Source organism: Streptomyces sp. LX-29, from assembly GCF_029541745.1.
Lineage (GTDB): Bacteria > Actinomycetota > Actinomycetes > Streptomycetales > Streptomycetaceae > Streptomyces.
The window spans coordinates 5,583,030-5,608,274 of sequence record NZ_CP089746.1 but is presented as its reverse complement, the minus strand read 5'-3'; the positions used below and the strand labels follow the sequence as shown (position 1 = coordinate 5,608,274).

The following is a 25,245-nucleotide window of genomic DNA, read 5'->3' as shown; positions in this document are numbered from 1 at the left end:
CTTGTTCGCGTACAGTCAACCAACCCCTCCTATGGTCCTCGGCGCACTGACCTGGCTCCTCCCCCGCGCCCGCCCGGTCGCGGGGCACCCGCGACTCCGGTGGAGTGACCATGGAACGACGCAGTCTCCTGCGCGCGGCGGTGATCGGCACCTCGGCCGCCGTCTTCGGAGGCACCCTCACCCGGGGCGCCGCGTACGCCGCGCCCGCCCAGCCCGGCCCCGGCCCGTACGGCGCGCTCGGGGCGGCCGATGCCCGGGGCATCCAGCTGCCCGCCGGCTTCAGCAGCCGGGTGATCGCCCGGTCTCGCCAGACCGTCGCGGGCACCTCGTACGGCTGGCACGACGCCCCCGACGGCGGCGCCTGCTTCGCCGACGGAAGCGGCTGGATCTACGTCTCCAACTCCGAGATCAACCCCGGCGGCGGGGTGAGCGCCGTGCGCTTCGACGCGGCGGGCACCATCACCGGCGCCTATCGGATCCTGGCCGACTCCCGGCAGAACTGCGCGGGCGGCGCCACCCCGTGGCGCACCTGGCTCTCTTGCGAGGAGGTCGACCGGGGCTACGTCTACGAGACCGACCCGTGGGGCGTGAACGCGGCGGTCCGCCGTCCGGCCATGGGGCGCTTCAAGCACGAGGCCGCGGCGGCCGACCCGGTGCGCCGGGCCGTCTACATGACCGAGGACACCGGCGACGGCTGCTTCTACCGCTTCCTCCCCACCACCTGGGGCGACCTGTCGACCGGCACCCTCCAGGTGCTCAGGGCGGGCTCCGCCACCTCCGGCACGTTCACCTGGGCGACCGTGCCGGACCCGGACGGCTCACCGACCGCCACCCGCAACCAGGTCTCCGGGGCCAAGCGGTTCAACGGCGGCGAGGGCTGCCACTACGCGGACGACACCGTCTGGTTCACCACCAAGGGCGACAACCGGGTGTGGCAGGTCAACCTCGCGGCCGGCACGTACGAGCTGGCCTACGACGACTCACTGGTCTCCGGCACGCCCCCGCTCACCGGCGTGGACAACATCACCGGCGCTCCCTCGGGTGATCTGTACATCGCCGAGGACGGCGGGAACATGGAGATCTGCCTCATCACGCCGGACGACGTCGTCGCGCCGTTCCTGCGGGTCACCGGCCACTCCGGCTCGGAGATCACCGGCCCGGCGTTCTCGCCCGACGGCCGCCGGCTCTACTTCTCCAGCCAGCGCGGCAGCTCGGGGAGTTCCTCGGCCGGGGTCACCTACGAGGTGACGGGGCCGTTCCGCGGCTAGGCCGCTCAGACCTCCGCCGGTGCGCCGCCCCGCAGCAGGGCGGCGCCCAGCGGGGTCAGCGTGTGCAGCACCGCGCCACCCTGGCGCAGGGTCAACAGCAGTCCAGCCTCGCGCAGCACGCTGGCGTGCTGGCTGGCGGAGGCCAGCGACACCCCGACCCGGCGGGCGAGTTCGCTGGTGGTGCACCCGCCGCCGACGCCCTGGAGCACCGCGGACCGGGTCTGCCCGACGAGCTTGCCGAGCGAGTGCGTCTTGCCCGGGGCGCTGACCGGTTGGCACAGCGGGCGCGGCGGGGCGCACTCGGGCGTGTGCTCCACCGGATAGACCAGCACCGGCGTCAGATCGGGATTCCGATAGGTGACCGGCGTCCGCCGGCAGAAGAACGACGGCAGGAGCAGCAGACCGCGCCCGCCCAGCCGCAGATCCCGGTCTGCGGGGTAGTCCACCTCCAGGACCGGAGGTCTCCAGCGCATCGTCGACGGCAGCGAGGCCAGCAGACCGTCCGCGCCCCCGTCCAGCAGCGCCCGACCCCGGGTGGCCCGATCGGCCTCGATACGGGCCTGTATGTGCGGCCAGTACGGCGCTATGGCCGCCTGGTGGTACGCGCGCAGCGCGCTGACCAGCCGCTCCAGCGACCGGTCCACCCCCTCGGCCAGGTCCCGTATCCACGCGGGTAGACTGCGCGCGGCGGTGAGCCGGGAGATTTCATCATGCAAGCGATTGCTATCCGTGGCCCGCAGCGCCTCCATCGCGGCGTCCGCGCCGATTATTCCCTCGGCAGGTGTCAGGAAGTCGGGGAAATAGCCGCGGAGCGGAATCAGGGGCGCCAGCAGACGCGTTTCACCCTTCAACCGGGCGCGCGTTCCGGAGCGCCATTCCCCGTATACCAACTCCCCCTGTTTGTCGCGGAGCCGGTGGAAACTTAAAACGGTTTCCCAGAGCGCGTCAGGGCGGGTCGCCATCCGCAACCGCGCCAGATCGAGTTCACTGAAGTGAACGCGTAGCACCTGACCCCCACATGCGACATGCCGTGGCCACCCCCCGATCACGGACGAGTATGCACACTAACACAGGCAGTCACCACGCCCTTTTGGCCACACTTGAAACGGGTCGCGGAGACGGGCGCCAACCGGAATGCTGTTCCCCAGGAAAGCGGGTATACGCCCCAACGCCGCAGCGGCGGGAGTGTGGCGAATGTCCGCTATTCAACAGCGGTGCTCAGGATCGGATTGCTCGTTCCCGTGGGGGGTGACGAGTGCGTACCGGCCACTGAGCACTTCTGTTGCCGCTCGGGCCGATGCGAGCGGCAACAGCTCCCGTGGGGGGAGTGAGAGGGGGCGGCACCTCCGCACAGGTGCCGCCCCCTTGTAAGCCGGAACCACGGCCGGGCTGAGGGTAGTGCCCGGCGTACGGACTCCGGTCGTCTGTCGACCGTCGAGACCGCCTTCAACGCATCAAGCCGGCGACCCGCCGTCGAGCCGTCTCAAGGCCGTCCGCGGAAGGTCGCGGCCGCCGTCTTCGGACGGACGGCCCACCGCGGTCGCGCCCCTGCCGGCCCGCTCGCGCGGGCCGGCGAGGGCCGCTGCGTCAGCGGCTGTCGCTGCCCGTGCTCTGGGCCGCCGCGCGGCCCGCCTCCAGGCGCGCCACCGGGATCCGGAACGGGGAGCAGGAGACGTAGTCCAGACCCACCTCGTGGAAGAAGTGAACGGACTCCGGGTCGCCGCCGTGCTCGCCGCAGACGCCGAGCTTGATGTCCGGGCGGGTGGCCCGGCCGGCCTGCACCGCGCTGCGGACCAGGGCGCCGACGCCGTCCTTGTCGATCGTCTCGAACGGGCTGACGCCGAAGATGCCCTTCTCCAGGTAGGCGGTGAAGAAGCTCGCCTCCACGTCGTCCCGGGAGAAGCCCCACACGGTCTGGGTGAGGTCGTTGGTGCCGAAGGAGAAGAACTCGGCGGCCTCGGCGATCTGACCGGCGGTCACCGCGGCGCGCGGCAGCTCGATCATCGTGCCCAGCGCCAGCTTCAGCTCGACGCCGGTGGCGGCCTCGACCTCGGCGATGACCTTCTCGGCGTCCTCGCGGACGATCTCCAACTCCTGCACGGTGCCGACGAGCGGGATCATGATCTCGGCACGCGGGTCGCCCTTGGCGTTCTTCCGCTCCGCCGCGGCCTCGGCGATCGCCCGGACCTGCATGGTGAACAGGCCGGGGATGACCAGGCCGAGGCGGACGCCGCGCAGGCCCAGCATCGGGTTCTGCTCGTGCAGCCGGTGCACGGCCTGAAGCAGCCGCAGCTCGTTCTCGTGGGTCTCCTCGCGGGCCTCGGCGAGCGCGACCCGCACCGACAGCTCGGTGATGTCCGGGAGGAACTCGTGCAGCGGCGGGTCGAGCAGGCGGACCGTCACCGGCAGCCCGTCCATGGCCTCGAAGAGCTCGACGAAGTCGCCCTTCTGCAGCGGCAGCAGGGCCTCCAGCGCCTGGCCGCGCTCGTCCTCGGTGTCCGCGAGGATGAGCCGCTCCACCAGCTCGCGCCGCTCACCGAGGAACATGTGCTCGGTGCGGCACAGCCCGATGCCCTGGGCGCCGAAGCGGCGGGCGCGGGCGGCGTCCTCGGCGTTGTCGGCGTTGGCGCGCACCCGCAGCCGGCGCACCCGGTCCGCGTACGCCATGACCCGGTGCACGGCCTTGACCAGCTCGTCGGCGTCGTCGGCGCCCGCGTGCATGCGGCCCTCGAAGTACTCGACGACCGGGGACGGGACCACCGGGACCTCGCCCAGGTAGACCTTGCCGGTGGAGCCGTCGATGGAGACGACGTCACCCTCCTCGACGACCACGCCGGAGGCGGTGGTCATCCGGCGGCGCTTGGTGTCGACCTCCAGCTCCTCGGCGCCGCAGACACAGGTCTTGCCCATGCCGCGGGCGACCACGGCCGCGTGCGAGGTCTTGCCGCCGCGGGAGGTGAGGATGCCCTCCGCGGCGATCATGCCGTCCAGGTCGTCCGGGTTGGTCTCGCGGCGGATCAGGATGACCTTCTCGCCCGAGCGGGACCACTTGACGGCGGTGTACGAGTCGAAGACCGCCTTGCCGACGGCGGCGCCCGGCGAGGCGGCGATGCCGCGGCCGATCTTCTCCACGGTGGCGTTCTCGTCGAAGCGCGGGAACATCAGCTGCGCCAGCTGGGCGCCGTTCACCCGCTGGAGCGCCTCGGCCTCGTCGATGAGGCCCTGGTCGACCAGCTGGGTGGCGATGCGGAAGGCGGCCCCCGCCGTCCGCTTGCCGACGCGGGTCTGGAGCATCCACAGCTTGCCGCGCTCGATGGTGAACTCGATGTCGCACAGGTCCTTGTAGTGCGTCTCCAGCGTCTCCATGATCTGCATCAGCTGGTCGTACGACGCCTTGTCGATCTGCTCCAGATCGGCGAGCGGGACCGTGTTGCGGATGCCGGCGACGACGTCCTCGCCCTGGGCGTTCTGCAGGTAGTCGCCGTAGACGCCCTGGTGGCCGCTGGCCGGGTCGCGGGTGAAGGCGACGCCGGTGCCGGAGTCGGGGCCGAGGTTGCCGAAGACCATCGAGCAGATGTTGACCGCGGTGCCCAGGTCGCTGGGGATCCGCTCCTGACGGCGGTAGAGCTTGGCACGCTCGCCGTTCCAGGAGTCGAAGACCGCCTTGATGGCGAGGTCCATCTGCTCGCGCGGGTCCTGCGGGAACGCGCGACCGGTCTCCTTGGCCACGAGGTCCTTGAAGACGGCGACCAGCTGGCGCAGGTCGGCGGCGTCCAGGTCGACGTCGACGGTGACGCCCTTGGCGCGCTTGGCCTCCTCCAGGGCGTCCTCGAACAGCTCGCCGTCGACGCCGAGGACGGTCTTGCCGAACATCTGGATCAGACGGCGGTAGGAGTCCCAGGCGAACCGCTCGTCGCCGGCCTGCGTCGCGAGCCCGGAGACCGACTCGTCGGAGAGCCCGATGTTCAGGACGGTGTCCATCATGCCGGGCATGGAGAACTTGGCGCCGGAGCGCACCGATACCAGCAGCGGGTCGTCCGCCTGGCCGAGGCGCTTGCCCATGGTCTCTTCGAGCGCCGTGAGGTGGGCGCTCACCTCGTCACGCAGTGCCGTGGGCTCAGAGCCGCTCTCGAGGTACACACGGCACGCTTCGGTGCTGATCGTGAAGCCGGGAGGGACGGGAAGACCCAGGTTGGTCATCTCGGCGAGGTTGGCACCCTTCCCGCCGAGCAGGTCCTTCAGATCCTTGTTGCCCTCGGTGAAGTCGTAAACGAACTTCTGCTGACCTTGTGTATCCGACACGGGACTCGATCTCCTCCGGACGGCTGCCCTGACGGCGGGGAGCGTACCCAGATCGAAGGTTCCTGGGTACGTCCACTTGGCCGTCATGCGGCCGTAACCACCCGTCCGCCACTAGATCGAAAGTCCTCACCCTGGGTTGCACCACGGAGGGTCATCTTCAAGAGTCGAACACATGACTACCGTACGCCAGCGCCATGCGCGGTAATACATACGGAGCGTGAGGATAGCCCGAAGGGAACGAACACCAAAGGGGTGGCACCCAGTGCCACCCCTTGGAAAGATGGATCCGCCTCGAAAACGCTCATATGAGCAAACCATGCATCAAGCGTGGCGAGAATCACGCACCGCCCACTGGCCGGATCCCATCATTCGGACCCGTTACGGCCGCGCTACGAGGGCGTCATCCCCCCGAGGTGTCCAACTCCGCGTCGACGTCGACGGATGCCTGCTCATACGGATCATTGAGCCAGCCATCCGGCAGGACGACCCGGTTCCTCCCCGACGTGCGTCCACGCGGGCCGTCGGCACCCATCGGCCAGGGCTGGTCGAGGTCGAGCTCGCTCATAAGAGCGTCCATTTCGTCCAGCGATGAGGTGATCGCCAGTTTCTTCCGAACCTCGGAGCCGATCGAGAAGCCCTTGGTGTACCAGGCGACGTGCTTGCGGAAGTCGATGACACCGCGCGCCTCGTCCTCCAGCCACTCCCCCAGCAGCTCGGCGTGGCGCCGCATCACCGCCGCCACCTCGCGCAGCGTGGGTCGCGCGGGGCTCCCGCCGCCCTCGAACGCGGCGACCAGGTCGCCGAAGAGCCAGGGGCGCCCCAGGCAGCCGCGCCCCACGACCACGCCGTCGCAGCCGGTCTCGCGCATCATCCGCACGGCGTCGTCCGCCGACCAGATGTCGCCGTTGCCCAGCACCGGGATCTCCGGCACGGCCTCCTTCAGCCGCGCGATGGCCTCCCAGTCGGCCGTGCCGCCGTAGTGCTGCGCCGCGGTGCGACCGTGCAGGGCGATGGCCGTCACCCCCTCCTCGACCGCGATCCGGCCCGCGTCGAGGTAGGTGAGGTGGTCGTCGTCGATGCCCTTGCGCATCTTCATCGTCACCGGCAGGTCGCCCGCGCCGGTCACCGCCTCGCGCAGGATCGCGCGCAGCAGATGGCGCTTGAACGGCAGCGCCGAGCCGCCGCCCTTGCGGGTCACCTTCGGCACCGGGCAGCCGAAGTTCAGATCGATGTGGTCGGCGAGGTCCTCTTCCACGATCATCCGGACGGCCTTGCCGACGGTGACCGGGTCCACCCCGTACAGCTGGATGGAACGCGGTTTCTCGGTCCCGTCGAAGTGGACCAGCCGCATGGTCTTGGCGTCCCGCTCGACCAGCGCCCGCGTCGTGATCATCTCGCTGACGAACAAGCCCTTACCGCCCGAGAACTCGCGGCACAGGGTGCGGAACGGCGCGTTGGTGATCCCGGCCATCGGCGCCAGCACCACCGGCGGCTGGACCGTGTGCGGTCCGATCTGCAACTGCTGCGTCAGGGTCATGGGCGGCTTCCTCGGGGTGCGCGGGCAGGAGGGACGACCTCCCATTGTCCCGCACCCACGCGGACGCATCGCCAGCGCCGGAGCGGCGCTGCCGCTGTAGCGTTCAGATCATGCCTGAGCTGAGCCAACGGCGGCGCCTGCTCGTGCTCGCCGTCTGCTGTATGAGCCTGCTGCTCGTCAGCCTGGACAACACCGTGCTCAACGTCGCGCTGCCGGTGATGCGACGGGACCTGGACACCTCGGTCTCCGGCATGCAGTGGACGATCGACGCCTACGCCCTGGTGCTGGCCTCCCTGCTGATGCTGTCCGGGTCGACCGCCGACCGGATCGGCCGCAAGCGGGTCTTCCAACTCGGACTGGTGATCTTCACGGTGGGCTCCGGGCTGTGCAGCCTCGCCCCGAACCTGGAGCTCCTGGTGGTCTTCCGGATGGTGCAGGCCGTCGGCGGCTCGATGCTCAACCCGGTGGCGATGTCGATCATCACCAACACCTTCACCGACCCCCGCGAGCGCGCCCGCGCCATCGGGGTATGGGGCGGGGTGGTGGGCATCAGCATGGCGGCCGGGCCGGTGATCGGCGGAGTGCTGGTGGAGTCGGTCGGCTGGCGCTCGATCTTCTGGGTCAACCTCCCGGTCGGCATCCTCGCGATGGCGCTGACCGCGCGGTACGTGCCGGAGTCCCAGGCCCCCCGCCCGCGCCGGGTCGACGTCGTCGGCCAGCTCCTGGTCATCGCGCTGCTCGGCTCCGTCACCTACGCGATCATCGAGGCGCCGGGCGTGGGGCTGGACGGGCCGCTGATCCCGATCTGCGCCGCGATCGCCGTGCTGGCGCTGGTGGGGCTGATCCACTACGAGCGGCGCCGGGTGGACCCGCTGATCGAACTGCGCTTCTTCCGCAGCGTCCCGTTCAGTGGGGCGACCGTCAACGCGGTGTGCGCCTTCGCCTCGCTCAGCGGCTTCCTGTTCGTGAACGCCCTGTACCTCCAGGAGGTGCGCGGGCTGTCCCCGCTGGACGCCGGGCTGTGGATGCTGCCGATGGCGACCATGTGCCTGGTCTTCGCGCCGCTGTCGGGGCGGATGGTCGGCGGGCGCGGGCCACGGCTGCCGCTGCTGCTGGCGGGGCTGGCGATGGGCGGCTGCGGGGTCCTCTTCGCCGGCTTCGACGCCCATGCCCACAACGCCACGCTGATCACCGGCTATGTGCTCTTCGGCATCGGCTTCGGCCTGGTCAACGCCCCGATCACCAACACCGCCGTCTCGGGCATGCCCCGCGCTCAGGCGGGGGTCGCCGCCGCCGTCGCCTCCACCAGCCGGCAGATCGGCACCTCGCTGGGCGTGGCCGTGATCGGCTCCGTCCTGGCGGCGGGCATCGTCGGCGGCGTCGCCTCCCTGCACGGCGCCGCCTCCGCCGCCGACTTCGCCGCCGCCAGCCGCCCCGCCTGGTGGATCATCGCCGGCTGCGGCGGCGTCATCCTGCTGCTGGGCGTCCTCACCACCACCCCCTGGGCCGACCGCTCCGCCCGCCGCGCCGCCACCCTCTTCGACGAGCCCGCCCGACCGGGCCGCCCCCCGGCCAACGCCGACATGTGTCCGCCGCCCGGCGTGGGGCCGTCGTGACCTCAGCGCTCCGCGCAGGTCCCGCGACCGCCCTCCGGCGATCGCCCTCGGACCGGATCAGGCCGGGGTCAGGGCCAGCGCGTGCAGCCGTTCCAGACGCTCGCGGGACTCCGCGTCGGCGGGGACGTACGTCAGCAGCCTGGTCCCGACGCCCGGGGTCTGGGCGGTCCAGAGAGGGGTGTAGTTCAGGCGCAACAGGCCGACGCTCGACTGGCGGAAGACCTTGGTCTTCTCGCCGGGCCGCAGCACCTCGTGCCGCCGCCAGATCTCCCGGAACTCAGGCGACGCCTCGTGCAGCCGCCTGACCAGGGCCTTCCAGGCCGGATCGGCGACGTGCTCGGCCATGGCGGCGCGGAACTTGGCGGTCATCGCGCGGACCGCCTCGTGCGGGTCGACCAGGCTGGCGCGCCAGGCGGCGTTGGTGAAGGCCAACCAGAGGCAGTTGCGGTCCTCCGGCGGCAGGGCGTCGAGGTCGCACATCATCCGCCCGTAGACGCGGTTGTAGGCGAGGATGTCGGACCGGCTGTTCTGCACGCAGGCCGGCAAGGGCTCCAACTCGTCCATCAACAGCCGCAGCGACCGCGGCACCCCGCCGCACTCGCCGCTCGGAGCCGGGTCGGTGGCCCCGCCGAGGGCGAAGAGATGGGCGCGCTCGCTGCGGTCGAGCAGCAGCGCACGGGCGATGGCGTCCAGCACCTGGGCGGAGACCTTGATGTCGCGGCCCTGCTCCAGCCACGTGTACCAGGTGACGCCGACGGCGGAGAGCTGGGCGACCTCCTCGCGGCGCAGGCCGGGGGTGCGGCGCCGGGCGCCGCGCACCAGCCCGACCTGCTCGGGGGTGATCCGCTCACGACGGCTGCGCAGGAAGGCGGCGAGTTCGGAGCGCCGGGTCTCGGTGTCGGTGCCCGCGGGCCGCATGATCGTCGTACTCATGATCTCAGCCTGCCGGAGCGCCCAGCCGGTTGCCAGGTACCTCTTGTACCAGGATAAAGAGACTCTGGTACCAGGCTGGGGCGGCGACGAGGCTCGTCGGCGTGAGCGATACCCGGATACGAGCCCAGGCTCCCCCCACCTCGACAGCACCCATCTCGACCTCGACGTCGACTTCGACCTCGACCACGTCCCGGGGCCGGGCCCCGGCCAAGGACCCGGCCGGGCTGACCGCGCCCGGGTTGATCACCATTCTGCTGGGCTCCGCCCTGCCGATGATCGACTTCTTCATCGTCAACGTCGCCCTGCCCGCGATGGGCCGCGACCTCGACGCGAGCCCGGCCGTGCTGGAGCTGGTGGTGGCCGGGTACGGCGTGGCGTACGCCGTGCTGCTGGTGCTCGGCGGCCGGCTCGGCGACACCTTCGGGCGCCGCCGGCTGTTCCTCGTCGGCATGGCCGCCTTCGGCGTGACCTCGCTGGCCTGCGGGCTGGCACCGGACGCCTGGACGCTGGTCGGGGCGCGGGTGGCGCAGGGCGCGGCCGCCGCGCTGCTGCTCCCCCAGGTGCTGGCCACCATCCAGGCCACCACCTCCGGCCCGCGCCGGGCCCGGGCGCTGAGCCTGTACGGCGCCACCGGCGGTCTGTCGATGGTCGCCGGCCAGATCCTGGGCGGGGTGCTGGTCGCGGCGGACCTGGCGGGCACCGGCTGGCGCGCGGTGTTCCTGGTCAACGTGCCGGTCGCGCTGTTGGGGCTGGTGCTCGCCGCCCGTACCGTCCCGGAGACCCGCTCCGACCGCCCGGCGCCGGTCGACGTGGCCGGCACGGTGCTGCTGGCGCTCTCGCTGGTCACGCTGCTGCTGCCGTTGACGGAGGGGCGGGCCGCGGGATGGCCGCTGTGGACCTGGGTGCTGCTGGCGCTGTTCCCGCCGGCCGCGGCCGCGTTCTTCGTGGTGGAGCGGCGCCTCGACGCCGCGGGCCGGCCCGACCGGGTCCCCCTGGTGCCGCCGAGCCTGTTCGCGCTGCCGGGGCTGCGGCGCGGCCTGGCGCTGGTGGTGCCGTTCTCCACCGGCTTCGGCGGCTTCATGTTCGTGGTGGCGGTGGCGCTCCAGGAGGGCCTGCGGTTCGGGCCGGTGGCCGCCGGGGTGGCGCTGGTGCCGATGGCGGTGGCCTTCTTCTGCGTCTCGCTCGCGGGCCCGCGGCTGGCGGCCCGGTTCGGCAGCCGGGTGATCACGGTCGGCGCGGTGGTGCAGGGCCTGGGCCTGACGCTGCTCGCCGTGACGGTGCTGCGCGGCTGGCCGGACCTGGACGTGTGGGCGCTGCTGCCGGGCATCGCGCTGGCCGGCTTCGGCCAGGGGCTCCAGTTGCCGCTGCTGTTCCGGATCGTGCTGGCGGAGGTGCCGGCCGAGCGGGCCGGGGTGGGCAGCGGGGTGATGGTCACCACGCAGCAGTCCGCGATGGCCCTGGGCGTGGCCACCCTCGGCACGCTCTTCCTCTCCGTGGAGTCCGCGGCGGGGATGCGGGACGCGCTGGTGACGACGCTCGCGGTGCAGGTGGCGGCCATCGTGCTGACGGCGCTGCTGAGCCTGCGGCTGCCGCGCGCGGTGGGCTGACGGGGCGGTGGGCTGACGGGGCGGCGCGGGTTCGAGCGACACTGAACAGAATCTCGATGACAAATATTGAAATCTGTCATCGCACATGTCATTCTCGATGGCGTCAGCCGCTCTCCCACCCCCAAGGAGCACCCCGTGCAGACCCGCACCCTCGGCACCACCGGCCCCCAGGTCTCCTCCCTCGGTCTCGGCGCGATGGGCATGTCCGCCCTCTACGGCGAAGCCGACCGCTCGGAGTCCATCGCCACCGTCCACGCCGCCCTCGACGCCGGCATCACACTGCTGGACACCGGCGACTTCTACGGCATGGGCCACAACGAGCTGCTGCTCAACGAGGCGCTGCGCACCGCCCCCGCGGCGCTGCGCGAGCAGGCCCTGACCAGCGTCAAGTTCGGTGCCCTGCGCGGCCCCGACGGCAGCTGGCTGGGCTACGACGGCCGCCCGGCGGCGGTGAAGAACTTCGCCGCGTACTCGCTGCAGCGCCTGGGCACGGACCACATCGACATCTACCGGATCGCCCGGCTCGACCACTCCGTCCCGGTCGAGGAGACCGTCGGCGCCATCGCCGAGCTGGTGGAGGCCGGCTATGTGAAGCACATCGGGCTGTCGGAGGTGGGCGCGGAGAGCCTGCGCCGGGCCGCCGCCGTGGCCCCGATCGCCGACCTCCAGATCGAGTACTCGCTGATCTCGCGGGAGATCGAGCGGGAGATCCTGCCCACCGCGCGCGAGCTGGGCATCGGCGTCACCGCGTACGGCGTGCTCTCCCGCGGCCTGATCAGCGGCCACTTCGCCCGCGACCGCAAGCTCGCCGCGAACGACTTCCGCGGCATCAGCCCGCGGTTCCAGGGGGAGAACCTCGACCGCAACCTGGACCTGGTGGACGCGCTGCGCGAGATCGCCGAGCGGAAGGGCGTGACCGTCGCTCAGATCGCCATCGCCTGGGTGCTGTCCCGTGGCGAGGACATCGTGCCGCTGGTCGGCGCGCGGCGTCGGGACCGCCTGGCCGAGGCGGTGGGCGCGCTGGACGTTACGCTCGACGGCGACGACCTGGCCGCGATCGAAGCGGCCGTTCCGGCGGGCGCCGCCGCGGGCGCGCGCTACCCGGAGGCCCAGATGGCGCACCTCGACAGCGAGAAGTAAGGGACCCGATGCCGCCCGAGCAGCTGACCCCCGACCGCATCCTCGAAGCCACCGAGGAGGTGCTGCGACGCTTCGGCCCGGCGAAGGCCACCGTGGTGGACGTCGCCCGGGCGCTGGGGGTCAGCCACGGCAGCGTCTACCGTCACTTCCGCACCAAGGCGGCGCTGCGCGAGGCGGTCACCGAGCGGTGGCTGGACCAGTCGCACGCGGAGCTGTCCGCGATCGCCGCGGGGTCCGAGCCGGCGGCGGACCGACTGCGCGCCTGGCTCGCCGCCCTGTTCGCCGCCAAGCGGCGCAAGGCCGGCGACGACCCGGAGCTCTTCGCCACCTACATGGCGCTGGTCGGCGAGAACAGCGCCACGGTGGAGCACCACATCGACACGATGGTCGGGCAGCTCGCGACCATCGTGGCCTCCGGCGTGGCCACCGGCGAGTTCACCGAGCTCGACCCGGCAACCACCGCCCGCGCCCTGTGGGACGCGACCAACCGCTTCCACGACCCGGCGTACGCGGCGGAGTGGTCGCTGCCGGAGATCGACGGGGCGTTCGCGGCGGTGTGCGACTTGCTTTTGTGCGGACTGCGGACCTGAGCTCCCCGGATCGGATGATGGCACCAGCGATTGCCAGCGGGACTGACTACGGTGAGTGTTGGCTGGCCTACTGACGCTAGGAGGCGCATCATGACGACCATGTTGGACTTCCCACCACCGACGATAACGACGCCAGGAGCCGCCAGCTTCGCGCAGCTGTGTGAAGCCCTGGAGGCCATGAACGAGCATGTACCGGCAGGCTTCAGCGCCGAGATCATCGGGGGAAAGATCGTCTTGTCGCCTTGGTCGAAGCCCTCATACCAAGCGCCCATGCTCTCGCTGCGCGACCAGTTGCGGCCCCGCCTACCCGTCGGCTCCAACGTGGACACCTCGCCGTTCCTGTTCGTGTTCGCTGACGCCGAGCGTGCCTACGGGCCGGATGTGCATGTCACGGAGGCAGCAGCGTTCGCGAGCGTATCCGAGGGCATCCGGATTCCTGGTGAGGCTCTCTCCCTGGTCGCCGAGCTGACCTCCGCCTCAACACGCGACATCGACTACCAGGACAAGCTGGCTGTCTACGGCCGGCATGTGCCCGTCTACCTGCTGCTGGACATGCAGGAACGGGTGCTCACGGTGTTCTCCGGGCCCTCCGAATGGGGTTACACCACACGGACACCGTGCAAGTTCGGCGACAAGGTCCACATCCCCGCCCCCTTCGACTTCGAGCTCGACACCGCCGGCTGGGAGGCGTAGGCCACCGCACCGCGCCACACGCACGAGGCCCCGGCCTCCGTACGCTCCGTACGGAAACCGGGGCCTCGCCGCGCTCAGGCCAGGCCGGCAGGCCGAGCCGTCAGCAGCCGATCAGGCGGCCGCCCAGGTAGCTCTGGATCTGGTCCAGGGAGACGCGCTCCTGCTTCATCGTGTCGCGCTCGCGCACGGTGACCGCGTTGTCCTCGAGGGTGTCGAAGTCGACGGTGACGCAGAACGGCGTGCCGATCTCGTCCTGGCGACGGTAGCGGCGGCCGATGGCGCCGGCGTCGTCGAACTCGATGTTCCAGTGCTTGCGCAGGTCCGAGGCGAGGCCCTTGGCCTTCGGGGACAGCTGCGGGTTGCGGGACAGCGGCAGCACCGCGACCTTGACCGGCGCCAGGCGCGGGTCGAGGCGCATCACGGTGCGCTTCTCCATCTTGCCCTTGGCGTTGGGCGCCTCGTCCTCGATGTAGGCGTCGAGCATGAAGGCGAGCATGGCGCGGTTGACGCCGGCCGCCGGCTCGATGACGTAGGGGGTCCAGCGCTCGCCGGCCTCCTGGTCGAAGTACGACAGGTCCTGGCCGGAGGCGGCGGAGTGCGCCTTGAGGTCGTAGTCGGTGCGGTTGGCCACGCCCTCCAGCTCGGAGAACTCGGTGCCGCCGAAGTTGAAGCGGTACTCGATGTCAGCGGTGCGCTTCGAGTAGTGGGACAGCTTCTCCTTCGGGTGCTCGTACCAGCGGATGTTCTCCTCGCGGATGCCGAGGTCGCGGTACCAGTTCCAGCGCTGCTCCATCCAGTACTCGTGCCACTGCTCGTCCTCGCCCGGCTTGACGAAGAACTCCATCTCCATCTGCTCGAACTCGCGGGTGCGGAAGATGAAGTTGCCCGGCGTGATCTCGTTACGGAACGACTTGCCCATCTGGGCGATGCCGAACGGCGGCTTGCGCCGCGAGGTCTGCTGGACCTGCATGAAGTTGGTGAAGATGCCCTGGGCGGTCTCGGGGCGCAGGTAGGCGACCGAGCCGGTGTCCTGGGTCGGGCCGAGGTGGGTGGAGAGCAGACCGGAGAACTGCTTGGGCTCGGTGAAGGAGCCCTTGGTGCCGCAGTGCGGGCAGTTCAGCTCGGCCAGGCTCGCCGGGGCGTGGCCGTGCTTGGCCTCGTACGCCTCCTCCAGGTGGTCCGCGCGGAACCGCTTGTGGCAGGAGGTGCACTCGGTCAGCGGGTCGGTGAAGGTGGCGACGTGGCCGGACGCCTCCCAGACCTCACGGGCCAGGATCACCGAGGAGTCGAGACCGACGACATCGTCACGCGAGGTGACCATGGAGCGCCACCACTGGCGCTTGATGTTCTCCTTCAGCTCGACACCGAGCGGTCCGTAGTCCCAGGCGGCGCGCTGGCCGCCGTAGATCTCGCTGCAGGGGTAAACGAAGCCACGGCGCTTGCTCAGGCTGACGATGGTTTCGATCTTGTCGGCGGCCACGGTGCTCTCTTCATTGAAGACGACGAAGCGAATGCCTCAGATTACCGGCGCGTGCACCCCTTCGATCAAATCGATCGGCCCCTGAGCACTGCGACCACCGTTGTTGACAATGGTTTCCAGTTTTGTTGAAAATGAGAGTCATGAACGTCGCACGTCGCCTCATACCCTCGGCCGCCGTGGCGGGGGCCCTCGCTCTCGGCCTGGCGGCCCTCACCGCCTGTTCCACCACCGACTCCGACGGCCGGGACGGGGACGGCAAGCTCCGCGTGATGGCGGCGTTCTACCCGATGGAGTTCCTGGCCGAGCGGATCGGCGGCGATCACATACGGGTGACCACGCTCGCCAAGCCGGGCGCCGAGCCGCACGACCTGGACATCAGCCCCAAGCAGACCGCCCAGCTCTCCGAGTCGGGCCTGGTGATCTACCTCAAGGGCCTGCAGCCCGCCGTCGACGAGGCCATCGACCAGAACGGCCCCGAGCACGTCGCCGACGCCGCTTCGTACACCCCCCTCGAAGACCACGGGGCCGAGGTCGACGGCCACGACCACGGCGCCGAGGGCCACGGCGAGGGCAGCGAGGACCACGGCGATGAGGGCCACGGCGACCACGGCGATGAGGGCCACGGCGACCACGCCGAGGACCACGACGAGCCGCAGGGCGACCACGAGGGCCACGACCACGGCGAGGACACCGGCGCCGACCCCCATGTCTGGCTGGACCCGGTGAAGTACGCCGAGGTGGCCAAGGGCGTCGGGAAGGCCCTGGAGAAGGCCGACCCGAAGCACGCGGCCGACTACCGCGCCAACACCGCCAAGCTGGTCGAGGAGCTGCACGCGCTCGACCGCGAGTTCCGCACCGGACTGAAGAACCGCACCACCGACACCTTCATCACCGCCCACGCCGCCTTCGGCTACCTCGCCGAGCGCTACGGCCTGGAGCAGGAGGCCATCTCCGGGCTCGACCCGGAGGCCGAGCCCAGCCCGGCCCGGATGAAGAAGCTGCACCAGGTGGCGGAAGAGGACAAGGTGAACACCGTCTTCTTCGAGACGCTCGTGAGCGACAAGACGGCCAAGACGCTGGCCGGGGACCTCGGGCTCAAGACCGATGTGCTGGACCCGCTGGAGAGCATCGCCGAGGATTCTCGGGGCGACGACTACTTCGCGGTCCAGCGGGCGAACCTGCGGGCCCTGCAGGGAGCCCTGGGCGCACAGTGACGGAGGCGACAGAGATGACGGAGCCGGTCATATCCCTCAGCGGGGCCAGGGCCTCGCTGGGCTCGCGCCCCGTGCTGCGCGGCGTGGACCTCACCGTGCACCGCGGCGAGGTGGTGGCCCTGCTCGGCGCGAACGGCTCGGGCAAGTCGACGGCCGTGCGCGCCGTCGTCGGCCAGGTGCCGCTCAGCGAGGGTGAGCTCGAGCTCTTCGGCACCCCGCGCCGCCGCTTCCGCGACTGGGCGCGGATCGGCTATGTGCCGCAGCGCACCACCGCCGCCAGCGGCGTCCCCGCGACCGTCCGGGAGGTCGTCTCCGCGGGTCGACTGGGCCGCTCCCGGCTGGGGCTGCTGGGCCGCGCCGACCGGGCCGCGGTGGACCGCGCCCTGGAGCTGGTCGGCATGGCCGACCGGTCCCGGGACTCGGTCAACGCGCTCTCCGGCGGCCAGCACCAGCGGGTGCTGATCGCCCGCGCCCTGGCCGGCGAGCCGGAGCTGCTGATCATGGATGAGCCGATGGCCGGGGTGGACCTGGCCAGCCAGCAGGTGCTGGCCGCCACCCTGCGCGAGCAGGTCGACGCCGGCACCACCGTGCTGCTGGTGCTGCACGAGCTGGGCCCGCTGGAGCCGCTCATCGACCGCGCCGTGGTGCTGCGTGACGGCTGCGTGGTGCACGACGGTCCCCCGCCGGAGGCCGTCGGCCAGCACGCGCTGCCCGGCCACGACCACGTACATCCGCATGCGGCGCCCGACGCCGAGCCGATCCGGACGGGGCTGCTGAGCTGATGGAATTCCTGAACTACGCCTTCATGCAGCGGGCGCTGATCGCCGCCCTCCTCATCGGCGTCACCGCCCCCGCCGTCGGCATCTACCTCGTCCAGCGCCGCCAGGCGATCATGGGCGACGGCATCGGCCATGTCGCCCTCACCGGCGTCGCCCTCGGCTTCCTGACCGGCGCCAACCCCGTGTGGACGGCGGTCGCCGTCTCCGCGCTCGGCGCGATCGTGATGGAGCTGATCCGCTGGTACGGCAAGACCCGCGGCGACATCGCGCTGGCCATGCTCTTCTACGGCGGCATGGCCGGCGGCGTGCTGCTGATCAACCTCGCGCCCGACGGCGGCAACGGCAAGCTGATGACCTACCTCTTCGGCTCGATCACCACGGTCTCGCCGGAGGACGTCACCGCGATCAGCTGCCTGGCCGGCTTCGTGGTGCTGGTCACCATCGGGCTGCGCCGCCAGCTGTTCGCGGTCTGCCAGGACGAGGAGTTCGCGCGCGTCACCGGGCTGCCGGTGCGGCTGCTGAACCTGCTGCTGGCCGTCACCGCCGCCATCACCGTCACCGTCGCCATGCGGGTCGTCGGCCTGCTGCTGGTCAGCGCGCTGATGGTGGTCCCGGTCGCCGCCGCCCAGCAGGCCACTCGCGGCTTCGCCATGACGCTGGCAGCGGCGATGGGCATCGGCGTCACCGTCACCCTCTCCGGCACCGTCTACTCCTACTACGAGGACGTGCCCCCCGGCGCGACCATCGTCGTCTTCGCCATCGCCGTCTTCGCCGCGATCACCGTCCTCGCCGCACCGCTGGCCAGAAAGCGCGCCCGACGGGCCGAGGAGGCCGGCGCGGAGTGCACTCTGGAGACGCCGAAGCGGGACGACGTCCAGGTCTAGCCCCGACGCCACCGTCCCGGCTCTCGCCCCGGCTGTACAGGCCTCGCCCGGCCGCCATGCGTTACCTGGCACAATGACCATGCAAGTCCGGACGGGTGAGTTCGAGCAGCCGAGCTTGAGGAGGCAAACTGTGGCGACCGCGGGTCCCCCAGTACGCGGCCGGTCCACCAGGCAGCGCGCGGCGGTGGCGGCAGCGCTGGACGAGGTGGACGAGTTCCGCAGTGCGCAGGAACTCCACGACATGCTCAAGCACCGCGGTGACTCGGTCGGGCTGACCACGGTCTACCGCACGCTGCAGTCGCTCGCCGACGCGGGCGAGGTCGACGTGCTGCGCACGACCGAGGGCGAGGCCGTCTACCGCCGGTGCAGCAGCGGCGACCACCACCATCACCTGGTCTGCCGCTCCTGCGGCAAGGCCGTCGAGGTGGAGGGCCCGGCCGTGGAGCGGTGGGCGGACTCCATCGCCGCGGAGCACGGCTTCGTGGACGTGGCCCACACGATCGAGATCTTCGGCACCTGCGGCGACTGCGCCGCGGCGGCCAAGGCGTAGCGCCGGCCACCGGCGGCGAGAACGACACAAGGGTGCGGGGCCGGCTGTCACAGCCGGCCCCGCACCCTTGTCCGCCCTGTCACCCCTCCTTGCGGAGGAGCTCCTCATTGGGGATCGCTCCGCCGAAGCGGCGGTCCCGGGAGGCGTACTCCAGGCAGGCCCGCCACAGGTCCCGACGGTCGAAATCGGGCCACAGCACGTCCTGGTAGACCATCTCGGCGTAGGCGCTCTGCCATATCAGGTAGTTCGAGGTCCGCTGCTCTCCGGACGGCCGCAGGAACAGGTCCACGTCCGGCATGTCCGGGTAGTACAGGTACTTCGCCAGCGTCTTCTCGTTGACCTTGTCCGGGTCGAGCCGCCCCGCCGCGACGTCCCGGGCCAGCGCCTGCGCGGCGTCGGCGAGCTCCGCGCGACCGCCGTAGTTGACGCAGAAGTACAGCGTCATGGCGTCGTTGTCCTTGGTCTGCTCCTGCGCTATCTGGAGCTCCTGCACCACGGACTTCCACAGCTTGGGCATCCGGCCGGTCCACCTTATGCGGATGCCCAGCTCGTCCATCTCGTCGCGGCGGCGGCGGATGACGTCGCGGTTGAAGTTCATCAGGAAGCGGACCTCGTCGGGCGAGCGCTTCCAGTTCTCGGTGGAGAAGGCGTAGAGGGAGAGGTTCTTGACGCCCATCTCCAGGCAGCCCTTGAGGACGTCGAGCACCACGCCCTCGCCCACCTTGTGCCCTTCGGTGCGCGGCAGGCCGCGCTCCTTGGCCCAGCGGCCGTTGCCGTCCATGACGATCGCCACGTGGTTGGGGACCAGCTCACCGGGGATCTTCGGCGGCCGGGCACCGGAGGGGTGTGGGTCCGGGGCCCGGTAGTCACGTCGCCTCCGGCCCAGAATCCCGCGTCGTGCCATGCGGTGTCACGTCTCCTTCGTGGCTGGTGCTGCTTACTTCTCTACGTACCGCAGGGACCGGAGTCCCCGCTCGAGGTGCCAGTGCAGGTACGCCGCGACCAGCCCGCTGCCTTCGCGGGCGTGCCGCGCCTCGCACGCGTCCGCCGTCTCCCAGTCCCCCGTGAGCAGCGCCCCGAGCAGCGTCAGCGTCTCCGAGGAGGGTACGACGCTTCCGGGCACCCGGCACTCACCGCAGATCACGCCGCCGGCGCCGACCGAGAAAAACCGGTTCGGACCCGGCATGCCGCACTTCGCACAGTCGCCGAAGCTCGGCGCGTAGCCGTTGACGGCGAGCGAGCGCAGCAGGAACGCGTCGAGCACCAGATGCGGAGCGTGCTCCCCCGCCGCAAGCGTGCGAAGCCCGCCGACCAGCAGCAGATACTGCTGGACGGCGGGCTCGCCCTCCTGGTCCGTGAACCGCTCCGCTGTCTCCAGCATCGCGGTCCCGGCGGTGTAGCGCGCGTAGTCGGTCACGATACCGCTGCCGTACGGAGCGATGGTCTCGCTCTGCGTGCACAGCGGCAGGCTACGGCCGACCAGGTCGCTGCCGCGTGCGAAGAACTGCACGTCCACATGCGAGAAAGGCTCCAGCCGAGCCCCGAACTTCGACTTGGTCCGTCGCACCCCCCGGGCGACGGCCCGCACCCGTCCGTGGCCCCGGGTCAACAGCGTGATGATCCGGTCCGCCTCGCCGAGCTTCTGGGTGCGCAGCACGATGCCGTCGTCGCGGAACAGACTCATGGAGCCATTGTTCCGTACGGCGGCGCCCCGCGGCGCCACGCACCCGGCCGGGTCCGCCCCCGTTTCGGGGTTCGGCGGCGGCGCTCGGCGTCAGCGTGCCGCCCGCTCCTGGACCAGCCGGCGCAGGTGGCTCAGGCTCTGTTCGGCCAGGGGGCGCAGCGCCGGGGCGACGGTGCGGGCGTCGGCCCGCAGCCGGTCCAGGGCGCCGGGGCCGAGGGCGTCCCGCGCCTCCGCGACGAAGCCGGGCTCGGCCAGCCACTCGTCCAGCAGGGCGGGGGTGACCTCCAGGTGGAACTGGAGCCCCCATGCCGCGGGCCCGACGCGGAACGCCTGGCAGGAGGTGGTCTCCGTGCGGGCCAGGGCGGGCCCGTCCAGGACGATGCGGTCGCCGTGCCAGTGCAGCACTCCCGGGGCGTCGGCGAGCGGACCGACGACCGGGTCACGGCGGTCGACGTCGTGGAGCGGGGCCCAGCCGATCTCGGGGCCCTGGCCGAGGGCGGCACCGGGCAGCACCTTCATGTCCTGCGAGCGGGCGAGCAGTTGGGCGCCCAGGCAGACGCCGAGCGTCGGCACACCGGCCGCCACGGCGTCCGCCAGGAGCTCCCGCTCCCGGGCGAGCCCGGGGTGTGCGGCCGTGTCGTCGGCGTTCATGGGGCCGCCCATGACGACCAGCCCGGCCAACTCGGCCGCCGCGGGCAGCTCACCGGCCGGGGCGCCCGGCGCCGTCGTGAGCAGGTTGCGGATGTCGACCTCGACGTCGCAGCCGGCCAGCGCGTCAAGGATCATGCCCGGCTTCTCGACCTCGACATGCTGCAGGATCAGTACGGTGCGCGCGGGCATGCCGTCTCCTCGCTTCGGTGGGGTGGTGGCGTGGGTCCGGCCCATGATCCTCGCACGTCAGTACGTGGCCGCGTTGAGCAGGGAGATCCCGGCCGCGGTGGGGGTGTGCAGCACGGAGTTGCGGTGGCGGCTGCTGGTGGTGAGGCCGGCGCCGCGCAGGATCGTGGCGTGCTCGCTGGCGCTGGCGGTGGCGATCCGGGCGTGGTCGGCGAGTTCGCTGGTGGTGCAGCCGGGGTGGTCGGCGATGGCGCGGAGGACGGTGGCGCGGGTACGACCGAGGAGGGCGGTCAGGGACTGGGGCACCCCCGCGCGGGCGGACTCGGTGGTGGCGGCGAGCGGGACCAGGATGTTCTCGTCGACGCAGATGGGGAAGACGATCCAGGGCTGCGGATCGGCGTCGTTGAGCACCGGGAAGGTCGACTCGAAGTAGGAGGGGACGAGCAGCAGCCCGCGGCCGCACAGCGGGAGGTCGCCGCTGAGGCCCGAGGCCAGGGTCACCTCCAGGACGGGCGGGTCCCACCGGATGTAGCGCGGGTTGAGCCCGCCCAGCAGCCCCGCGAGCCCCTCCTCGGTGAGCTGGCGCATGCGGACGGCCCGGTCGGTGCGGGCATGCTGCTCGATCTGCGTCCAGTACGGCGCGATCACCTGGTCGTAGGCGTGCTCCATGGTGTCGACCAGCCGTTGCAGCTGCCGGGGTTCGTCCATGAGCCGGCGGGTCCATCGCGGTATTCGCGGTCGCTGCTCCGCCCACTCGGCCAGGTCGGCGCGTAATCGGGCGCTCGGGGTGCGGCGCACCTCCTCCAGCAGCGCCGCGGGGTCGCCGTACGCCTCGGGGGTGAGGAAGTCCAACGACCAGCCGGACGCCGGGATCAGCTCGAAGAGCGTCCGCACCCGCGGGCTCAGCCGGGTGAACGCCCGGTGCCGCCAGGCGTCGAAGCAGACCGGATGCGTCGAGGTGTGCGTGGGCTTCTGCAACAGCCGGATCGCGCTGCCCAGTTCGAGCAGCGGCCGCGGCCGGTCGGCCAGCCGGGTGCGCGCCAGATCCTCGGCCGTGAAGTGGATGCGCAGCACCATGGGCTGATCCTCCCGATTCGCCGTCCTTCGGGCCTCGCCGAAACACGTCGACGTGGCCTCGCCTGCCATCCAGTCTGGTTACGCGGCACGGAGGTACCGGTTGTTCAACGGGGGGAGGTGCCTCCGTGTCGCACCCTACTCTCGCGCCACGGCCACGCCCGCGCACCACAGACGGCCGCGTCGGCCCGTGGACGCCGCGTCGGCCCGTGGACGGCCGCGTCGCCTCCCTTGACGCATCGCGTCGGCGCCCTGGACGGCCGCGTCGGCCCGCGTATCGTCGGCCCGCGTATCACCGCCCCGCTTCCGAGCACCCCGACACCCGAAGCCCTCACGCTCCGGTCCGCGGGCGCGTCAGGGCCAGCGGCGCGTCAGGACGAGGTCCGCGTGGTCGCCAGCAGCCGCGCCGTGTCGTCCGGGCCGATCATCAGGGCACGGCCGACGGTTTCGAGGACGGCGCGCTCGGCGGGGCGGTAGGGGCCGTCGGCGACGGCGATGCGGGCGCCTTGGAGCAGGATCGCCTCGCGGCCGGCGGGGGCGAGGTGGGGGGCGAGGGGTTCCAGTGCCTCGTGGAGCTCTATGGCGAGCGCGGTGCCGCAGGGGTCCAGTCCGTCGCGGGAGGCGCAGGTGTCGGGGAGGCGGCCGGTGTCCGCGGCCAGGGCCTCGATGAGGGTGAGCAGCTGCTCCTCGTCGCAGTCGTCGAAGCCGGCGTTGCGGACCGCGCCGACGGCGGCGTCGCGGACCGGGCGGGCCTCGGTGCCGCCGGCGGCGAGGACGGCGAGGGTGACGGTGTGCACGGCGTCGCGCAGCATCGCGGAGAAGCGGGTGGTGGTGGGGTGGTCCAGGGCCTCCATGCCGAAGCGGCCCCGGCAGGAGGCGCATTCGAGGACGGGCGCGACCTGGCTGCGCGGCAGCAGCGGGAGCGGGAGGCCGAACAGCACGACGCGCCGGCGGCCGGTGCGCCGGCGGTAGTTGCGGTCGCCGCCGCACTCGGTGCAGAAGAACTCGCCGTCACCGACGGTCTTCCAGAGCGTGCGCACACCCACGACGCACAGCTCCCGGCCGCTCCGGCCGTCGCCGCCGCCGCGGCTCTCCGTGTGCACCACGTCGCACCTCCATCACGCTCCGGCAACGTCGCCGCGTTGACGTGATGTTAGCCACATCGCCAATGTGTCGTCAGTACCCCGTACGGAGACAACAGGCCAAACCCGGTGGCCCACCCACCACACGGGTGAGCGGGCACCGGGCGGGGCGTGGATCAGCGGTGCGCCCGGTTGACCGCCGAGACGACGGCCTTCAGGGAGGCGCGGGTGGTGTTGGCGTCGATGCCGATGCCCCACAGCACCTTGCCGTCGATCGCGCACTCGATGTACGAGGCGGCCTGGGCGCTCGCGCCCTCGCTCATCGTGTGCTCCTGGTAGTCCAGCAGTCGGGCGTCCACCCCGATCGCGGCCAGGGCCTCGAAGAACGCGGAGATCGGGCCGTTGCCGGAGCCGGTCAGCACGGTCTCCACGCCGTCCACGACCGCCTCGACGGTGAGGGTGTCGATGCCGTCCTTGTCGGTCGTGGTCTGGCCCGCGCGCAGCTGGATGCGGCCCCACGGGTCGGCCGGATTGGGCAGGTACTCGTCCTGGAAGACGGCCCAGATGTCCTTGGGCGTGACCTCGCCGCCCTCGGCGTCGGTCTTGGCCTGAATCGTCCTGGAGAACTCGATCTGCATCCGGCGCGGCAGGTCCAGCTTGTGGTCGTTCTTCAGCACGTAGGCGATTCCGCCCTTGCCGGACTGCGAGTTCACCCGGATGACCGCCTCGTAGGAGCGGCCCACGTCCTTGGGGTCGATGGGCAGGTACGGAACCGCCCACTCGATCTCGTCCACCGTCTTGCCGGCGGCGGAGGCGGTGGCCTCCATCGCCTCGAAGCCCTTCTTGATGGCGTCCTGGTGGGAGCCGGAGAAGGCGGTGTAGACCAGGTCACCGGCGTACGGGTGGCGCGGGTGGACCTCCATCTGGCTGCAGTACTCGGCGGTGCGACGGATCTCGTCGATCTGCGAGAAGTCGATCTGCGGGTCCACGCCCTGGGAGAACAGGTTCATGCCCAGCGTCACCAGGTCGACGTTGCCGGTGCGCTCGCCCTGGCCGAACAGGCAGCCCTCGATCCGGTCCGCGCCCGCCATGATCGCCAGCTCGGCGGCGGCGACGGCGGTGCCCCGGTCGTTGTGCGGGTGGACCGACAGGCACACGTGCTCGCGCCGGGACAGGTTCCGCGACATCCACTCGAAGCGGTCGGCGTGGGTGGAGGGGGTCGACCGCTCGACCGTGGCGGGCAGATTCAGGATGATCTCCCGCCCGGCCTCCGGCTGCCAGACGTCCATGACGCCCTCGCAGACCTCCAGCGCGAAGTCCAGCTCGGTGTCGGTGAAGATCTCGGGGCTGTACTGGTAGCCGAAGACGGTCTCGTCACCCAGGATCTTCTCGGCGTACTCCATCACCAGCCGGGTGCCGTCGACGGCGATCTGCTTGACCTGCTCGCGCGAGCCGCGGAAGACGACGCGGCGGAAGACCGGCGCGGTGGCGTTGTACAGGTGCACGGTCGCCTTGTGCGCGCCGCGCAGCGACTCCACGGTGCGCTCGATCAGCTCCTCCCGCGCCTGGGTCAGCACGGAGATCGTCACGTCCTCCGGGATGGCGCCTTCCTCGATGATCGACCGTACGAAGTCGAAGTCGGTCTGGCCCGAGGAGGGGAAGCCGACCTCGATCTCCTTGTAGCCCATCCGGACCAGCAGGTCGAACATCTCCCGCTTGCGGGCCGGGGACATCGGGTCGATCAGCGCCTGGTTACCGTCCCGCAGGTCGGTGGAGAGCCAGCGCGGCGCGGCGGTGATGCGATGGTTCGGCCAGGTGCGGTCGGCCAGGTCCACCGCCTCGTAGGGGCCGTACTTGTGGATCGGCATCCCGGACGGCCGCTGCGTGACGGTCGCCGCCGTGATGGGCGTGGGACGGCCGACGGAATGCTCGGGAGTGGAAGGGACCGACATCTGCGTGGGGCTCCTGTGGTGTC

At 71.2% G+C, this 25,245-nt stretch carries 21 protein-coding genes; 10 read left to right on the top strand and 11 right to left on the bottom strand.

Features of this window, described 5'->3' with window-relative positions; all coding sequences use genetic code 11:
- Positions 1 to 110 precede the first annotated feature (110 nt).
- On the top strand, positions 111 to 1,268 hold the full coding sequence (locus LRS74_RS23570) for an alkaline phosphatase PhoX (RefSeq protein ID WP_277742884.1): 1,158 nt from the start codon (positions 111 to 113) through the stop codon (positions 1,266 to 1,268).
- Between the two features lie 5 nt (positions 1,269 to 1,273).
- Here the strand turns inward: LRS74_RS23570 and LRS74_RS23565 are convergent, their stop codons facing one another.
- The 3 genes from LRS74_RS23565 to dusB form a co-directional block, all read right to left on the bottom strand.
- Positions 1,274 to 2,275, bottom strand: coding sequence for a helix-turn-helix domain-containing protein (locus LRS74_RS23565; protein WP_277742883.1), 1,002 nt, complete (start codon positions 2,273 to 2,275; stop codon positions 1,274 to 1,276).
- 580 nt (positions 2,276 to 2,855) lie between these two features.
- Positions 2,856 to 5,570, bottom strand: a complete 2,715-nt coding sequence (gene ppdK / locus LRS74_RS23560) for a pyruvate, phosphate dikinase (protein WP_277742882.1) — start codon at positions 5,568 to 5,570, stop codon at positions 2,856 to 2,858.
- A 400-nt stretch (positions 5,571 to 5,970) separates the two neighbouring features.
- Positions 5,971 to 7,107, bottom strand: a complete 1,137-nt coding sequence (gene dusB / locus LRS74_RS23555) for a tRNA dihydrouridine synthase DusB (protein ID WP_277742881.1) — start codon at positions 7,105 to 7,107, stop codon at positions 5,971 to 5,973.
- A gap of 110 nt (positions 7,108 to 7,217) precedes the next feature.
- On the opposite strand from dusB, the gene LRS74_RS23550 reads away from it, so the two are divergent.
- Positions 7,218 to 8,723 (top strand): MFS transporter, encoded by a 1,506-nt coding sequence (locus LRS74_RS23550; protein ID WP_277742880.1) that lies wholly within the window; start codon positions 7,218 to 7,220, stop codon positions 8,721 to 8,723.
- A 57-nt stretch (positions 8,724 to 8,780) separates the two neighbouring features.
- Here the strand turns inward: LRS74_RS23550 and LRS74_RS23545 are convergent, their stop codons facing one another.
- Positions 8,781 to 9,656 (bottom strand): helix-turn-helix transcriptional regulator, encoded by an 876-nt coding sequence (locus LRS74_RS23545; RefSeq protein WP_277742879.1) that lies wholly within the window; start codon positions 9,654 to 9,656, stop codon positions 8,781 to 8,783.
- Positions 9,657 to 9,880: 224 nt separating this feature from the next.
- Here LRS74_RS23545 and LRS74_RS23540 point away from each other — a divergent pair, with 224 nt between their 5' ends.
- The 4 genes from LRS74_RS23540 (at position 9,881) to LRS74_RS23525 (ending at position 13,686) form a co-directional block, all read left to right on the top strand.
- Entirely contained in the window at positions 9,881 to 11,263 is a 1,383-nt protein-coding gene (locus tag LRS74_RS23540) for an MFS transporter (RefSeq protein WP_277744892.1), read from the top strand.
- 135 nt (positions 11,264 to 11,398) lie between these two features.
- Positions 11,399 to 12,403: an aldo/keto reductase gene (locus LRS74_RS23535; RefSeq protein WP_277742878.1), complete on the top strand. Its 1,005-nt coding sequence runs from the start codon at positions 11,399 to 11,401 to the stop codon at positions 12,401 to 12,403.
- 8 nt (positions 12,404 to 12,411) lie between these two features.
- Complete coding sequence (locus LRS74_RS23530) at positions 12,412 to 12,993, top strand: TetR family transcriptional regulator (protein ID WP_277742877.1); 582 nt, start codon at positions 12,412 to 12,414, stop codon at positions 12,991 to 12,993.
- Between the two features lie 90 nt (positions 12,994 to 13,083).
- Positions 13,084 to 13,686: a Uma2 family endonuclease gene (locus LRS74_RS23525; protein WP_277742876.1), complete on the top strand. Its 603-nt coding sequence runs from the start codon at positions 13,084 to 13,086 to the stop codon at positions 13,684 to 13,686.
- Between the two features lie 100 nt (positions 13,687 to 13,786).
- On the opposite strand, the gene LRS74_RS23520 is transcribed toward LRS74_RS23525, so the two are convergent.
- On the bottom strand, positions 13,787 to 15,166 hold the full coding sequence (locus LRS74_RS23520; protein WP_277742875.1) for a glycine--tRNA ligase: 1,380 nt from the start codon (positions 15,164 to 15,166) through the stop codon (positions 13,787 to 13,789).
- A gap of 140 nt (positions 15,167 to 15,306) precedes the next feature.
- Here LRS74_RS23520 and LRS74_RS23515 point away from each other — a divergent pair, with 140 nt between their 5' ends.
- The 4 genes from LRS74_RS23515 (at position 15,307) to LRS74_RS23500 (ending at position 18,593) form a co-directional block, all read left to right on the top strand.
- The gene (locus LRS74_RS23515; RefSeq protein ID WP_277742874.1) at positions 15,307 to 16,380 is read left to right on the top strand and encodes a metal ABC transporter substrate-binding protein; all 1,074 of its coding nucleotides are present in this window, start codon (positions 15,307 to 15,309) and stop codon (positions 16,378 to 16,380) included.
- Between the two features lie 14 nt (positions 16,381 to 16,394).
- Positions 16,395 to 17,162, top strand: a complete 768-nt coding sequence (locus tag LRS74_RS23510) for a metal ABC transporter ATP-binding protein (protein ID WP_277742873.1) — start codon at positions 16,395 to 16,397, stop codon at positions 17,160 to 17,162.
- Complete coding sequence (locus tag LRS74_RS23505; protein WP_277742872.1) at positions 17,162 to 18,043, top strand: metal ABC transporter permease; 882 nt, start codon at positions 17,162 to 17,164, stop codon at positions 18,041 to 18,043. The genes LRS74_RS23510 and LRS74_RS23505 overlap by 1 nt, the downstream gene beginning before the upstream one ends.
- A gap of 130 nt (positions 18,044 to 18,173) precedes the next feature.
- Positions 18,174 to 18,593: a Fur family transcriptional regulator gene (locus LRS74_RS23500; protein WP_277742871.1), complete on the top strand. Its 420-nt coding sequence runs from the start codon at positions 18,174 to 18,176 to the stop codon at positions 18,591 to 18,593.
- A gap of 79 nt (positions 18,594 to 18,672) precedes the next feature.
- Here the strand turns inward: LRS74_RS23500 and LRS74_RS23495 are convergent, their stop codons facing one another.
- From LRS74_RS23495 to leuA, 6 genes are all read right to left on the bottom strand, one after another.
- Positions 18,673 to 19,497, bottom strand: coding sequence for an isoprenyl transferase (locus LRS74_RS23495; RefSeq protein ID WP_277742870.1), 825 nt, complete (start codon positions 19,495 to 19,497; stop codon positions 18,673 to 18,675).
- Positions 19,498 to 19,530: 33 nt separating this feature from the next.
- Complete coding sequence (gene recO / locus LRS74_RS23490) at positions 19,531 to 20,277, bottom strand: DNA repair protein RecO (protein ID WP_144383652.1); 747 nt, start codon at positions 20,275 to 20,277, stop codon at positions 19,531 to 19,533.
- Between the two features lie 90 nt (positions 20,278 to 20,367).
- Positions 20,368 to 21,117, bottom strand: a complete 750-nt coding sequence (locus LRS74_RS23485) for a type 1 glutamine amidotransferase (RefSeq protein ID WP_277742869.1) — start codon at positions 21,115 to 21,117, stop codon at positions 20,368 to 20,370.
- 57 nt (positions 21,118 to 21,174) lie between these two features.
- Complete coding sequence (locus tag LRS74_RS23480; protein WP_277742868.1) at positions 21,175 to 22,191, bottom strand: winged helix-turn-helix domain-containing protein; 1,017 nt, start codon at positions 22,189 to 22,191, stop codon at positions 21,175 to 21,177.
- Positions 22,192 to 22,559: 368 nt separating this feature from the next.
- Complete coding sequence (locus LRS74_RS23475) at positions 22,560 to 23,294, bottom strand: TerB family tellurite resistance protein (protein WP_277742867.1); 735 nt, start codon at positions 23,292 to 23,294, stop codon at positions 22,560 to 22,562.
- A gap of 152 nt (positions 23,295 to 23,446) precedes the next feature.
- Entirely contained in the window at positions 23,447 to 25,222 is a 1,776-nt protein-coding gene (gene leuA, locus LRS74_RS23470) for a 2-isopropylmalate synthase (protein ID WP_277742866.1), read from the bottom strand.
- Positions 25,223 to 25,245: the final 23 nt, after the last annotated feature.